Source organism: Tetragenococcus muriaticus DSM 15685 (assembly GCF_000423785.1).
Lineage (GTDB): Bacteria > Bacillota > Bacilli > Lactobacillales > Enterococcaceae > Tetragenococcus > Tetragenococcus muriaticus.
Genome location: NZ_KE384091.1, coordinates 42937 through 57445 on the forward strand (window position 1 = coordinate 42937; position 14509 = coordinate 57445).

Genomic DNA, 14509 nt, shown 5'->3' on the forward strand with positions numbered 1-14509 from the left:
GGATCTATGTCCTGAAACTGAACTCAGGACATAACTCAGGCGGATCTATGTCCTGAAACTGAATTCAGGACATAACTCAAGTGGATCTATGTTCTGAAACTGAACTCAGGACATAACTCAGGCGGACCTATGTCCTGTAAAGCAAAATGAATATCTAGAATAACTTTAAATCGGAAAAACAAATCCATTGTAGTTCCGTACCTCTTGTGCTATAGTGCTTGTGGTGGATATATTCCATTAATAAATCAGAGTAGAAAGCAAAGCGTCAAGTGCTGAAAGGATGGGATGTTGCCTTTTGGACGAAGGACAGTTGTCCGCGGTTTTGTTTTCGCATTCGCTGCATTTTAAATGTAGCAGCTCTAGGCGGCAGTTTCGTGTCGCAAAAAGGAGATGCTAGTCATGAATAAAAAAATCAACGCACACATGATTACCATGTTGGGGTTATTAATTGCACTTACCGTGGTATTGTCGCGTATTTTTGGTTTTGAAACACAATTTATCAAAATTTCTTTTGATTTTGTTCCAAAGATTATTATGGGAGCACTATTTGGTCCTGTCTGGACTGGAGTTGGTGCTGTAGCTGCAGATACAATCGGTATGATGCTTTTTGCCAGATCAGCTTTTTTTCCCGGATTTACGCTAAATGCTTTTATCGGGGGCTTAATTTATGGGTATTTCTTTTATAAAAAAGAAGTCAGCTGGAAAAATGCCATTCTTTGTTCTTTATCACTGACAATAATTATCAGCTTGATTTTGACACCGATATGGTTAGCGATTATGTATAATCAACCTCTCACAAGTGTAGTCATTTGGGGTCCGCGACTAATAAAAGCGCTCATCATGTTTCCGATCCAATCCATTTTAAACTATGTCGTTGGTCGGGCGTTACCATTGAAACGATTGAAAAATTATTTAGCTACCGTTCGTTAATAACAAGAAAACATCCAGTAAACATCTTCACTTAGTGAGGATGTTTTTTTATAGAAAAATACGTTAAAATAAACATAAAAAATCTTAGGAGTTTATTTATGAAGAAAAAAGGGATCATCATTAGTTTAGTTGTAATTTTAGTTATCATTGGCATAGGAAGTTTTTGGCTAATAACACGACAACAAAATTCCAGTACGCCGACAAACAGTACCACAACGACCGTTTCTTCTGAAGAAGAGACAAGCAATACCACCGATTCAGAAAGGAATCAAATAGCAGCGATGATGGAAGATATGACGGTAGAAGAAAAAGCAGGGCAATTATTTTTTGTACGTACGCCTCAAGAAAACCAAATTTCTGACATTCAAGATTATCATTTAGGCGGTTACGTGCTATTTGGTGAAGACATGGAAAATGAAACAAGGGCAAGTTTACAAGAAAAAATTCAATCTTTTCAAGAGGCCAGTGATATTCCTTTGTTAATTGGTTCGGATGAAGAAGGCGGCACAGTAACAAGGGTGAGCAATAATCCTGAGTTAGTGGATGAACCATTTAAAGGACCACAAGAACTTTATGAAGAAAATGGTTGGCAGGCGATCATTGATGATACCGAGCAAAAAGCAGAGACATTGCATGAATTAGGAATTAACACCGGGCTATTTCCTGATGCAGATGTTTCAACAGATGAAGAGTCTTTTATTTATGATCGTACGATTGGAATGGACGCTGAAGGTACGAGCGAGTATGTGGAAACCGTTGTTGAGACATTGAATCAATCACAAAGTGGCTCAACGTTAAAACACTTTCCTGGGTATGGCAATAACCGCGATTCCCACGTAGAGATTGTAACAGACGATCGTTCATTAGATGAATTACGCGAAAATGACTTTTTGCCTTTTGAAGCTGGGATTAAAGCAGGTGCTGACAGCGTGTTAGTTTCTCATAATATTGTGAATAGTATCGACCCGGATGCGCCTGCTTCCATTTCACCAGCTGTACATGAGATATTGCGCGATGAACTAGATTTTGACGGTGTTGTTATGACAGATGATATGGACATGGCCGGTTTGGCAGATTTTATTTCCCAAGATGAAGCTGGTTTGGCGGCTTTACAAGCAGGAAATGACTTAGTGATGTCTTCGAGTTACCAAACACAAATTCCTTATGTCGTACAAGCTGTCGAAGATGGCGATTTTTCCGAAGAAGACCTAGATGATTCTGTCGAACGTGTGCTTCATTGGAAAGAGGAATTAGGCATTTTGTTTGAAAAATAAGTACTTTTCTTCTATTCTGGAAACAGAACGAAGAAGGGAAGGATATAAGATGACATTATATAACGAATTTCTTTTGAATGATGGAACACCTTTACCACATATCGGATTGGGAACCATCGATCTTCAAGGTGGAAAAGGCGTTCATCAAACCCTCGCTGCACTTGATATTGGTTATCGTGTTCTTGATACAGCAACCAATTATAATAACGAAGGCATGGTGGGCGAAGTAGTTCGTCGTTCATCTATTCCTAGAGAGCAACTCTATGTGAGTGCAAAACTCCCTGGATTAGCACACAAATATGATAAAGCCATTGCGCTTATCCAAGAATCGCTTTATCGCACAGGTTTAGATTACTTTGATAAATTTTTGATTCATTGGCCTAATCCTAAAGAAGGTTTGTATGTTGAAGCTTGGCAAGCTCTAGTGGATGCACAAAAATATGGCTTAATTAAAACCATCGGCGTTTCCAACTTCTTACCTGAACATTTGGATAACATTATTGAAGCAACAGGCGTGACTCCAGCAACGAACCAAATTGAACGTCATCCTTACTTTAATAACAAAGACTTAGTAGAAGAAAATGACAAACGTGGTATTTTGTCTGAAGCTTGGAGTCCATTCGGCCGTGAAATTAATGATGTATTAACAAATGATACTATTAAAGAAATTGCTAAAAAATATGACCATAGCCCTGCGCAAGTTATTATTAACTGGAATAACCAAAACCACGTATTCCCAGTAGTGCGTTCAGCAAATCCTAAGCATCAATCGGACAATTTCCATTATATGGACTTTGAACTAGCTCAAGAAGATTTGGATAAAATTGATTCCTTAGATAAAGGCGAACAAGGCCGCGTCGAAGGACAAGATCCAAACGAATACGAAGAATTTGTATAATAAATGAAAAGCATGTCTGTTTGATAGGCATGCTTTTTTCATTGGATTTATGAGGAGGATAATCATGACATTGTATGATAAATTTTATTTAAACGACGGTACAACTTTACCCCATGTTGGATTAGGAACGGTCCATATTCAAGGTGGCAAAGGTATTCACCAAGTCCATTCCGCCCTTGATGTGGGTTATCGCGTTCTTGATACCGCCACAGGCTATAATAATGAAGGTATGGTAGGCGAAGCTGTTCGACGTTCTTCTATTCCTAGAGAACAACTCTATGTAAGCGACAAGCTCCCTGGTTTAGCGCAACGATATGACAAAGCGATCGACCTTATTCAAGAAACCCTTTATCGAACAAAGTTAGATTATTTCGATAAATATCTTATCCACTGGCCCAATCCTCAAGAAGGTTTATACGTTGAAGCTTGGCAAGCCCTCGTGGACGCACAAGAATATGGACTCATTAAGACAATCGGAGTTTCCAACTTTTTACCAGAACATTTAGATAACATTATTGAAGCAACAGGCGTGACACCAGCAACTAATCAAATTGAGCGTCACCCTTACTTTAATAACAAAGAATTAGTCAAAGAAAATGACAAACGCGGGATTTTATCCGAAGCCTGGAGTCCTTTTGGTCGTGAAATCAATGATACGTTAACCAATAATACGATTAAAGAAATTGCTGAAAAATACGATCGTAGTCCTGCGCAAATTATTCTTAACTGGAACAATCAAAGCCGCGTTTTTCCTGTAGTAAGATCCGCAGATCAAAAACATCAATCGGATAATTTTCATTATCTAGATTTTGAATTGGCCCAAGAAGACTTGGAAAAAATCGATGCCTTAGGCAGAGGCGAACAAGGACGTATCGAAGGGCAAAATCCCAACGAATACGAAGAATTTACTTAATAAAAAATAACACAAACGCCTGCCTGTCTTAGTTGATGAGCAGGTGTTTTTATTTGGCCAGCGAATACTTATTATGCGTGTTTAACCCCACAGCTTTTTGATTCTAATGAGCTTATTTGTGAACAACCCCACTAGATTGATAAACTAATGTGCTTAATTAGAATTAACCTCACTGTTTTGCTATTTTACTGTGCTTAAAGTGGCTAATAGTTCCTTTTTTCTTCTTTTTTCTTAAATTAAGCACAGAGCATTAGTATTTTACCGGGATTATTTGCGAACAACCCCACTAGATTGATGAACTAGCGTGCTTAATTAGAATTAACCACATTGTTTTGTCATTTTACTGTGCTTAGTGTCGTTTAACTATCAATTCCGTTAAAAATGATACAAATTTATATTTATCTAAAATCACTGTGAGGCTTTTAATGACACCACTTGAAGCTATGAAAAAATCACTGTATCTTAGGGCTGAATTTGCATGTTACCGGGATGTTTGTTACTCTAAATAACATGTATTAATTCCAAATCCAAAAAAATAAGGAGAGTTTATTATGAGAGCAAAGAAATCTGAACCACACGCTGAGGTGTCCAGCCATTATTGATTTTTTAGAAAATCCGATTCCGATAGCTGCTTGGGTAGATAATATTGTTGAATGGTTGACTGAAAATCTTGCAGTTTTCTTTTCAATCATTCAGTCCATTGGTCAATTTTTAATGGATATCATGTCAAATGGCTTATCTGCAGTGCCACCCATCGTAATGATGGTAGTGTTAACAGTAGCAGCTTATTTTATTTTTAAAAAACGATGGCAAATGCCAGTGTTTATCTTGGTTGGCTTATTGTTTATTTACAACCAAGATATGTGGTCAGACTTGATGTATACACTCACGTTAGTGATTTTATCTAGCTTAATTTCTGTAGCTGTCGGGGTTCCTATTGGAATCTTGATGTCTAAAAGCAATAAAACAGAAGCCATTATTAAACCCATCTTAGATGTGATGCAAACTATGCCAGGCTTTGTGTATCTGATACCCGCCGTTGCTTTCTTTGGTATTGGCATGGTACCCGGCGTTTTTGCTTCCGTTATTTTTGCAGTACCACCTACTGTTCGTTTAACTAATCTAGGGATTCGACAAGTAGATAACGAATTGAAAGAAGCCTCGGATTCATTTGGCGGAACCAATTGGCAAAAACTTTATAAATTGGAAATCCCACTTGCTAAAGGCAGTATTTTTGCCGGTATCAATCAAACCATTATGTTGAGTTTATCAATGGTGGTTATTAGTTCAATGATTGGTGCGCCAGGACTTGGCCAGGGAGTTTTAGCAGCGGTGCAACGCTCTGAGGTCGGCAGTGGATTTGTATATGGCGTGGGGATTGTGATCCTAGCGATTATTATGGATCGTCTGGCACAACGGATGAACCAATCGAGTGCAGAAAAAGTAAACGAACACGTTAAAACACCGAAGCGCCAAAAACAAATAATGAGACTATCGATTGCTGCAGCTGTGGTAGTGATTACTACTCTTGGGTTAATGACTTCAAATCGGTCGGCAAGAGGTTCGATCACGCTATCTTATATTAATTTAGATACCGAACTGGCTTCGACGAACGTCATCGCTCAAGTTTTAAGAGACGAAGGCTATGAAGTGAACACCATCGCTTTGGATATTCCAGTGATGTGGGAAGCTGTGGCAAATGGCGAAGCCGATGCAATGGTTGGCGCGTGGCCGGCAACCAATAAAACCCAATATGATATGTTTGGCGATCAAATGGATAAATTAGGCGCAAACTTAGAAAATAGCGCACAAACGGGGTTAGTTGTTCCTGCTTATATGGAAGATGTTGAAAGCATTGAAGACCTAACGGATCAAGCAGATCAAGAAATTGTCGGCGTTGAGCCGGGGACAGGGACGTCAGATGCGACGGATGAAACCATTGATGCTTATCCGAATTTATCTGGTTGGGAACAAGTCAATTCGTCAACAGCTGCCATGATTGCTGAACTAGATCAGGCGATCAAACAAGAAGAACCAATCGTGGTTTCGATCTTTGCACCGCATTGGATTTTTTCACGTTATGATCTAACGATGCTAGAAGATCCTAAAGAGACGATGGGAGTACCTGAAAATATTGAAACCATGGCACGAGAAGGTTTAGAAGAAGACGAACCAGAAGCTTATCAAATACTAGATAATTTTCAGTGGGAAATTGACGATATTCAGTCTGTAATGTTTGAAATAGAAAATGGAGCCGAGCCTGAAGAGGCAGCTCAAAACTGGATTGAAGAGAATCCAGAAAAAGTTGAAAGCTGGACTGAATAAGTCGTGGAAACTGCTGGAATGAAAATTCTGGCAGTTTTTGTCTTACAAAAATGAGGAGTGTTTAAGGTGAATAAAAACAGAATAAAAGAAGTGATCGCAAATGGCTGATTTTTTACAACAAAAGATTCCAATTGCCCAGGTAATTGATGCGATTGTCGACTGGTTAACTGAGAATTTATCCGGACTTTTTAGTTTGTTGCAGGTCATTGGCCAAAGCGTGATGGACGTAATGTCCAACACATTAGCGGCAATCCCTCCTATACTATTGATCTTATTACTTATTATTGCAGCTTACTTTGTCTTTAATAAGAAATGGCAAATGCCAGTATTCATTTTGATTGGCTTCGTCTTTATTTATAATCAAAATATGTGGGACGATTTAATGTATACACTCACGTTAGTCATTGTTTCCAGCTTTATTGCGATTGTCATAGGTGTTCCTGTAGGGATAGTAATGGCTAAAAGCGATAAAGCACAAGTGGTGATTAAGCCCATTTTAGATGTGATGCAGACAATGCCTAGCTTTGTGTATTTGATTCCAGCCGTTGCTTTCTTTGGTATTGGGATGGTACCAGGGACTTTTGCCTCCGTTATTTTTGCGGTACCACCGACTGTTCGACTAACTAACTTGGGTATTCGCCAAGTGGATACCGAAATCAAAGAAGCTTCAGACTCCTTAGGGGGTACAGGGATCCAAAAATTGATTAAAGTCGAACTTCCGCTAGCCAAAGGAAATATTTTTGCTGGTATTAACCAAACGACCATGATGGTTTTATCTATGGTGGTTATTGCTTCAATGATCGGAACACCTGGTTTAGGCCAAGGCGTATTAGCTGCTGTGCAACGTTCGCAAATTGGCTCAGGTTTTGTTTATGGCGTTGGCGTAGTTATTTTAGCGATTATGATGGATCGCTTTACCCAAAGCTTAAATAAAAATCGTGGGAAAGATCAAAGTGAAATTGAACCTATACCTAAGAAAAGAAAAATATTGGTTGGCGGCCTTACTGCTGCAGCAGTAATCGTACTTGCAATCATAGGTGGGGTGTCACAAAGTGATGCTAACAAAGGAGCCCTTACACTCGCTTATGCCGAACAAGATGACCAAGTAGCAACAACAACTGTGATCGCACAAGTGCTAGAAGAACAAGGGTATAATGTTACCATGACGGCTTTGGATATTCCGGTCACTTTTGAAGCGGTGGCAAACGGTCAAGCCGATGCGATGTTAGGTGCATGGTTACCGACAACCCATGAAGCAAATTATGCTCAACTAGGAGACCAGTTAGACAATTTGGGCCCCAGCTTAGATGAACAAGCCCAAAATGGCATTGTCGTACCATCTTATATGGATGTTGATTCGATTGAAGATTTAACAGATGAAGCCGATCAGACCATTACTGGTGTTGAGCCTGGTGCAGGAAATACAGCAGCTGCTCAAGCGACTTTAGAAGCTTATCCTAATTTAGAAGATTGGGAACTAGCTACTTCTTCTGCTGGAGCGATGACGACACAATTGGAGCGTGCCATTAGTCAAGAAGAGGAAGTTGTGGTATCAGCTTGGAGTCCACATTGGATTTTTTCACGTTTTGATGTGAAATTTTTAGAAGACCCAGAAGGTGGCATGGGCGGTGCTGAAAGCATTGTGACCATGGCAAGATTAGGCCTAGAAGAGGACATGCCAGAAGCTTATCAAATTTTGGATAACTTCCAGTGGGAGGTCGAAGATATCGAATCAGTCATGCTTGAAATAGAAGAAGGGACAGACCCAGAAGTAGCGGCCCAAAATTGGATTGAAGAAAACCCCGACAAGGTCGAAGAATGGGTCAAATAGAACCTTAATCGATGATCGTTATCTTTTGGTTCGATTTTTAAGTATGGTATTATGAACTTGAGATTATGCGATGATGATAGAAATAAAATTCTTTAAAAATAGAAAGGGAGTATGATGAATTTGAGTAAAGTTCGAGTAGAACATTTGACCAAAGTATTTGGTAGAAGAACCCAACAAGCACTTGATTTGGTCAAAGAAGGAAAATCCAAACAAGAAATCCTAAAAGAAACAGGTGCAACGGTAGGGGTTCATGATGTTAGTTTTGATGTAGAAGAAGGAGAAGTCTTTGTTATCATGGGGTTATCCGGTAGTGGGAAATCCACTTTGGTACGATTGATCAACCGTTTAATCGAACCAACTTCAGGTGAAGTGTATATTGATGATGAAGATGTAGCAAAAATGTCCAAAGAAGATTTACGTGAAGTTCGTCGTACGAAAGTCAACATGGTTTTCCAAAACTTCGGCCTTTTACCACAACGGACAGTTTTAGAAAATACCGAATACGGCTTGGAAGTCCGTGGGGTAGCAAAAGAAGAACGACAGAAAAAAGCCGAAGAAGCATTAGATAACTCCGGCTTGCTATCAGTGAAAGACCAATTTCCTAGCCAACTATCCGGTGGTATGCAACAGCGTGTCGGTTTGGCTCGAGCATTAGCTAATGATCCAGAAATCTTGCTGATGGACGAAGCATTCTCCGCATTGGATCCGTTGATTCGCCGCGATATGCAAGATGATTTATTGGATTTACAAGAAAGAGTCCAAAAAACCATTATTTTCATTACCCATGATTTGGATGAAGCTTTGCGTATTGGTGACCGGATTGCTTTGATGCGTGATGGGAAAATCATGCAAATTGGTACCGGTGAAGAAATCTTGACGCATCCAGCCAACGATTTCGTTCGCGAATTTACAGAAGATATCGACCGTTCAAAAGTTTTGACGGCCGAAAATATTATGGAACCTGCCCTTGTCATTAATGCCGAAGAAGACGGTCCTAATGTGGCATTGCAACGGATGCGTAAAGAAGAAGTCAGCATGCTGTTAGCCGTGGATCGTAAACGTCACTTAGATGGTAGTTTGACGGCTGAAGAAGCTTTAGATGCTCGCAAGAATGATAAGCCGCTCAAGGAAGTAATAGATAAAAACGTGCGAAAAATTCAAAAAGATACCTTAGTCACTGATATCTTTGATTTAATCTATAATTCACCTGCACCACTTGCAGTTGTGGATGAAAATGATCGGGTAGCAGGCGTTGTCGTTCGTGGTAGCGTGATTAGTGCTATGACGGCTAGTGATAAGGAAGAAGAAAACGAAGAGACAAATAATAATGAAAAAACGGCTTCCTCTCAAGAAGAAGCTGACGAAAATGGGGTGAATGTGGATGCTTGATTTGCTACAACAAGAAATTCCTGTGGCAGATTGGGCTGATGCGGCGGTTGATTGGCTAACTGAAAACTTGTCAGGATTCTTTTCATTTTTACAAACGGTAGGACAAACGATAATGGATGGTATGACCAATCTGTTATCGATGATTTCACCATTGATTTTAATTGTATTATTAGCTGTTGCTGCGTATTTTGCCTTTAATCGAAAATGGGGAATGCCTATTTTCACCTTTTTGGGATTATTATTTATTTATAACCAAGACATGTGGGGAGATTTATTAAATACGATTACTCTTGTCATCATGTCGAGTTTGATTTCTGTTGTGATCGGTGTTCCTTTAGGCATTTTGATGTCAAAAAGTGAAACTGCTCAAAGTATTATTAAACCGATTTTAGACATTATGCAGACGATGCCAGGTTTTGTTTATTTGATTCCAGCGGTAGCTTTCTTTGGTATCGGGATGGTTCCCGGTGTATTTGCTTCCGTCATTTTCTCCTTGCCACCCACTGTTCGCATGACAAACCTTGGAATTAGGCAAGTCCCTACTGAACTAGTCGAAGCTTCCGATTCTTTTGGTGGAACCGGCTGGCAAAAATTATTTAAATTAGAAATGCCACTGGCAAAAGGAAACATTTTTGCCGGGATCAACCAAACGATCATGTTAGCTCTTTCCATGGTTGTGATTGCTTCCATGATCGGTGCTCCTGGCTTAGGCCAAGGTGTATTATCTGCGGTACAACGTTCACAAGTAGGGAATGGTTTTACTTTTGGTGTAAGTATTGTAGTTCTAGCAATTGTTATGGACCGTTTTACCCAACGGTTAAATAAAACGAGTCAACCGAAACAAGTGGCAGAAAAGAAAAAGTCTAAAAAAGGCAAGATTTGGATAGCTACAGCAGTTGCAGCTGTAGTAATTGTTTGGGGAGCGATCAGCGCTTTTTCTTCTGGTAGTTCAAATACTGGAAATATCACACTGGCTTACACTGAACAAGATGACCAAATCGCTTCGACGAACGTGATTGCACAAGTACTAGAAGATCAAGGCTTCAATGTGACCACATCTTCACTGGATAATGCGGTGATGTGGGAATCCGTAGCCAATGGCGAAGCCGATGCGATGGTCGGCGCTTGGCTGCCAGTTACTCACCAAGCGCAGTACGAAGAATTTAAAGATGACTTGGATAATTTAGGTCCAAATGTGGATAAACAAGCGCAAAACAGCTTTGTAGTTCCATCGTATATGGATGTTGATTCGATTGAAGATTTGGATGACCAAGCCGGTCAAGTTGTTACAGGGATTGAACCAGGTGCAGGGATCGTGCAAGCTGCAGAAAATACCTTAGAAGAATATCCTAACTTAGAAGGCTGGCAGCAAGAATTATCATCTACAGGTGCGATGACGACTCAGTTAGAACGGGCGATTGCACAAGAAGACGAAATTGTGATCACTGGTTGGACCCCGCACTGGATGTTCTCACGCTTTGATATAAAAACATTGGATGATCCAAAAAGTGCAATGGGGGATGCTGAAAGTATCTACACTTTCGCACGTGAGGGCTTAGCAGACGACATGCCAGAAGCTTATCAAATTTTGGATAATTTCGAATGGGATGTCAAAGACGTGGAAGGCGTAATGCTAGATATGGAAGACGGTAGAGATCCAGAAGATGCAGCCAGAGATTGGATTAAGGATAATCAAGACAAAGCAGATAGCTGGGTCGAATAGTCCATAAAGGAATATAAGAAAGAAGTGAGTGCTAATGTTTGATTTTCTACAACAATCGATCCCGCTGGCTGATTGGATCGATACTGGCGTTGATTGGCTGACTGAACATTGGTCAGGATTCTTTTCATTTCTACAAACAGTAGGTCAAGCGGTCATGGATTTCATGACGAATACCTTATCAGCAGTACCACCGTTATTATTGATGGTATTAATCGCTATTGCTGCGTATTTTATTTTCCATCGAAAATGGTGGATTCCAATTATTACTTTGTTAGGTCTACTACTTATCTATAATCAAGAGATGTGGGCAGACTTGATGAACACAATTACGCTGGTAGTTATCTCCAGCTTGATCGCTGTTGTGATTGGTGTTCCGTTAGGGATTTTGATGTCTAAAAGTGAAACAGCACAAAGTATTGTTACTCCCATTTTAGATGTGATGCAGACGATGCCAGGTTTTGTTTATTTGATACCTGCTGTGGCTTTCTTTGGTGTTGGGATGGTTCCCGGAGTATTTGCTTCAGTCATCTTTTCACTGCCGCCGACTGTCAGGATGACCAACTTCGGGATTCGTCAAATTTCAACTGAATTAGTCGAAGCTTCCGAATCCTTTGGTGGAACGCCTTGGCAAAGATTATTCAAACTAGATTTACCTCTAGCTAAAGGAAATATCTTTGCTGGGATTAACCAAACGATTATGTTGACTTTATCCATGGTCGTGATTGCTTCAATGATCGGTACACCTGGTTTAGGACAAGGTGTTCTAGCAGCGGTGCAACGTTCAGATGTTGGTAATGGTTTTGTTTATGGCGTAGGTATTGTTATTCTTGCTATTATCATGGACCGCTTCACCCAAGCCATGAATCGGCCCGTTGAACAAACGCAAGCAAGAATATCCAAGAAGAAAAAAACCATTGTTGGAGGAGCTATTGCAGTAGTGGTCGTATTTTTTGCTACAATCGGCGTTTATTCTTCCATTAATCAATCGAACCAAGGCACAATTACATTGGCTTATGCACAACAAGACGACCAAGTGGTTTCCACTAATGTGATTTCCCAAGTCTTAGAAGAACAAGGCTATAATGTTAACATGACCTCCCTTGATATCCCGGTTGTTTGGGAAGCTGTCGCAAATGGACAAGCTGACGCGATGACGGGAGCTTGGTTGCCGATTACTCATCAAGCCCAATATGAGGAATTTAAAAATGACGTTGACGATCTAGGACCTCACATTGATAAGCAAGCGAAGCTAGGACTGGTTGTCCCATCATATATGGATGTCGATTCCATTGAAGATTTAGATGATCAAGCGAATCGAGAAATTACCGGAATCGAGCCGGGCGCCGGAATCGTCCAAGCGACCGACGAAACACTGGAAGCTTATCCGAATTTATCTGATTGGGAACAAATCATTTCATCCACGGGTGCGATGAATGCTCAATTGGAGCGTGCCATTAATGATAACGATGAGATTGTCGTTGAAGGTTGGAATCCTTATTGGATCTTCCAACGATATGATTTGAAATATTTAGATGATCCTAAAGGCACTATGGGAGAAGCTGAAAGTATCCATACGATGACCCGACTCGGCTTTGAAGACGATATGCCAGGAGCTTATCGAATTTTAGATAACTTCAAATGGGATGTCGATGATATGGAATCAATCATGTTGGACATCGAGGATGGAAAAGATCCAGAAGATGCAGCCAGTGATTGGATTGATGAAAACCGAGACAAAGTGGATAGTTGGGTAGAATAAAAAAAGACTACAGTTTTTTATAAGTCCTTTTAAAAATAACTTTTAATAGAGCAGATGATCTGCTCTATTTTTTTTCGTCTTCTTTATCATAATGGCTTTCGTTGGACAGACGTTTTTATAAAAGTTATAGTTTAATTGTAGTTAAATAAAGAGAGGAGAGATCTAAATGGCAATTAAAAGAGCGATAAACATTGATAACTTAGACTTTGCTTACACCTTAGGTCAAATTTCTTTAACTGAATTGATTAAACAATTACCAGAAGAACCACGCCGTTTTTATATGTTTGGTGTCCCTGATTATAACAATTTAGGCGACCAAGCAGTAGCTTATGCTGAAAAAGCTTTTTTCAAAAGAGTTTTTCCTGAAATAACTTATATCGAAATTTTAGAATCACAAACAGATGATGCAATTAAAGAACTAGTACCGATGCTACGCGAGAGTGATATGATTGGCTATACTGGTGGAGGAAACATTGGCAATACCTATTTAGACCATGAAGAACCACGCCGTAAGGTATTTTCTACATTTGTCAATAATAAAACCATTTCCTTTCCACAATCGGTTAACTTTGAAGATACAAAACAAGGACAAGAAGAATTAAGAAAAAGCCAAGAAGCTTACAATAAAAATCCTAATTTAACCCTTGTTGCTAGAGAAACACAATCATTAGATTATTTTAAAAAGAATTTTGACGTAGATGTTATTTATACCAAAATTTCAAGTTTAAGTTAGCCACTTAGTAAAACTAAATTTCATGCGATATTTGACGGTTACTATCTGTGTAGTGAGGGCTTGATAATGAGCTGAGACATGATAGTCTTTTGACAAGCTGGCTTCAGCCAGCTCTACAGCTTTAAAATCATGTCGAAGGAGGCTCGTTGTCAAGCCCTCACGGGTTAAGCCACTTGCTTTTCTAATCGTAAGGCATTGACGAAACACTCATGAGGTGTTTTATAATCCAATATTTTTCTGGGATAATCGTTCATCCATTGTTGTATACGTAAGCATTGTGATTCTAAAACTTGACCCATCGACTTTCCTTTCGGAATGAAGCGACGAATGAATTTATGCTGATTCTCACTCGTTCCTCGCTCAAATGATGCATAAGGATGGCTAAAATAAACATCCAGGGTATCCTTTAACGCTTCATGTAGACCTGCAAATTCAGATCCATTATCTGAAGTAATCGTCTTAAACATAGTAGAAAAGTCATCTCCAGCGCGTTCTTGAAGAGAATAAATGGCTTCGTCCACTGAATATTGATCTTTACCGTTTACCTTCATAATAACTTCAAAGCGGGTTTGTCGTTCAACTAATGTTAGTAGTACGGCATCGGTCTTCTCCTTATTACCAACGACTGTGTCGATTTCCCAGTGACCAAAAGTTTCACGGCTATCAATTTCTTTAGGCCGTTTGTCTATCGATTGCCCGAGAATACGTTTATTTGGGCGTTTCTTCAGAGAGGA

Annotated in this window: 12 protein-coding genes and 1 riboswitch; of the genes, 10 read left to right on the forward strand and 2 right to left on the reverse strand. The window is 39.7% G+C overall.

Annotated features, from left to right (window positions below):
* Window positions 1-244 precede the first annotated feature (244 nt).
* Window positions 245-342: riboswitch (THF riboswitch) on the forward strand.
* Between the two features lie 48 nt (window positions 343-390).
* From G577_RS0110600 to G577_RS11560, 10 genes are all read left to right on the forward strand, one after another.
* Window positions 391-930: a folate family ECF transporter S component gene (locus tag G577_RS0110600; RefSeq protein ID WP_211219238.1), complete on the forward strand. Its 540-nt coding sequence runs from the start codon at window positions 391-393 to the stop codon at window positions 928-930.
* Between the two features lie 98 nt (window positions 931-1028).
* Window positions 1029-2204 carry a glycoside hydrolase family 3 protein gene (locus G577_RS0110605; RefSeq protein WP_028791137.1) on the forward strand — a complete coding sequence of 392 codons (1176 nt, stop codon included), beginning with the start codon at window positions 1029-1031 and terminating at the stop codon, window positions 2202-2204.
* Between the two features lie 49 nt (window positions 2205-2253).
* Window positions 2254-3102 (forward strand): aldo/keto reductase, encoded by an 849-nt coding sequence (locus G577_RS0110610; protein ID WP_028791138.1) that lies wholly within the window; start codon window positions 2254-2256, stop codon window positions 3100-3102.
* 64 nt (window positions 3103-3166) lie between these two features.
* Window positions 3167-4015, forward strand: a complete 849-nt coding sequence (locus G577_RS0110615) for an aldo/keto reductase (protein WP_028791139.1) — start codon at window positions 3167-3169, stop codon at window positions 4013-4015.
* 594 nt (window positions 4016-4609) lie between these two features.
* Window positions 4610-6340, forward strand: coding sequence for an ABC transporter permease/substrate binding protein (locus tag G577_RS0110620; protein WP_028791140.1), 1731 nt, complete (start codon window positions 4610-4612; stop codon window positions 6338-6340).
* A gap of 100 nt (window positions 6341-6440) precedes the next feature.
* Window positions 6441-8171 (forward strand): ABC transporter permease/substrate binding protein, encoded by a 1731-nt coding sequence (locus G577_RS0110625; protein ID WP_028791141.1) that lies wholly within the window; start codon window positions 6441-6443, stop codon window positions 8169-8171.
* A 111-nt stretch (window positions 8172-8282) separates the two neighbouring features.
* Window positions 8283-9560: a quaternary amine ABC transporter ATP-binding protein gene (locus G577_RS0110630; RefSeq protein WP_028791142.1), complete on the forward strand. Its 1278-nt coding sequence runs from the start codon at window positions 8283-8285 to the stop codon at window positions 9558-9560.
* Window positions 9553-11283 (forward strand): ABC transporter permease/substrate binding protein, encoded by a 1731-nt coding sequence (locus G577_RS0110635; RefSeq protein WP_038027794.1) that lies wholly within the window; start codon window positions 9553-9555, stop codon window positions 11281-11283. Before G577_RS0110630 ends, G577_RS0110635 begins: the two co-directional genes overlap by 8 nt.
* A 34-nt stretch (window positions 11284-11317) precedes the next feature.
* A complete protein-coding gene (locus tag G577_RS0110640) occupies window positions 11318-13042 on the forward strand; it encodes an ABC transporter permease/substrate binding protein (protein WP_028791144.1) in 1725 nt (574 codons plus the stop codon).
* Window positions 13043-13208: 166 nt separating this feature from the next.
* On the forward strand, window positions 13209-13775 hold the full coding sequence (locus G577_RS11560; protein ID WP_051176784.1) for a polysaccharide pyruvyl transferase family protein: 567 nt from the start codon (window positions 13209-13211) through the stop codon (window positions 13773-13775).
* Here G577_RS11560 and G577_RS12390 read toward each other — a convergent pair.
* Both G577_RS12390 and G577_RS11565 read right to left on the reverse strand, forming a co-directional pair.
* Entirely contained in the window at window positions 13767-13928 is a 162-nt protein-coding gene (locus tag G577_RS12390; RefSeq protein WP_211219223.1) for a hypothetical protein, read from the reverse strand. The genes G577_RS11560 and G577_RS12390 overlap by 9 nt on opposite strands.
* Before the next feature lie 11 nt (window positions 13929-13939).
* Window positions 13940-14509: IS30 family transposase (locus G577_RS11565; protein ID WP_028790160.1), on the reverse strand; the 570-nt coding region annotated here is incomplete at its 5' end.

What these genes read in the sequence shown, in the direction of transcription:
- G577_RS0110610 (WP_028791138.1), top strand. Translation starts at nt 2,254, where the DNA reads ATGACATTATATAACGAATTTCTTTTGAATGATGGAACACCTTTACCA.
- G577_RS0110615 (WP_028791139.1), top strand. Translation starts at nt 3,167, where the DNA reads ATGACATTGTATGATAAATTTTATTTAAACGACGGTACAACTTTACCC.
- G577_RS0110630 (WP_028791142.1), top strand. Translation starts at nt 8,283, where the DNA reads ATGATGAATTTGAGTAAAGTTCGAGTAGAACATTTGACCAAAGTATTT.
- G577_RS0110625 (WP_028791141.1), top strand. Translation starts at nt 6,441, where the DNA reads ATGGCTGATTTTTTACAACAAAAGATTCCAATTGCCCAGGTAATTGAT.
- G577_RS0110600 (WP_211219238.1), top strand. Translation starts at nt 391, where the DNA reads ATGCTAGTCATGAATAAAAAAATCAACGCACACATGATTACCATGTTG.
- G577_RS0110605 (WP_028791137.1), top strand. Translation starts at nt 1,029, where the DNA reads ATGAAGAAAAAAGGGATCATCATTAGTTTAGTTGTAATTTTAGTTATC.
- G577_RS0110635 (WP_038027794.1), top strand. Translation starts at nt 9,553, where the DNA reads ATGCTTGATTTGCTACAACAAGAAATTCCTGTGGCAGATTGGGCTGAT.
- G577_RS0110640 (WP_028791144.1), top strand. Translation starts at nt 11,318, where the DNA reads ATGTTTGATTTTCTACAACAATCGATCCCGCTGGCTGATTGGATCGAT.
- G577_RS11560 (WP_051176784.1), top strand. Translation starts at nt 13,209, where the DNA reads ATGGCAATTAAAAGAGCGATAAACATTGATAACTTAGACTTTGCTTAC.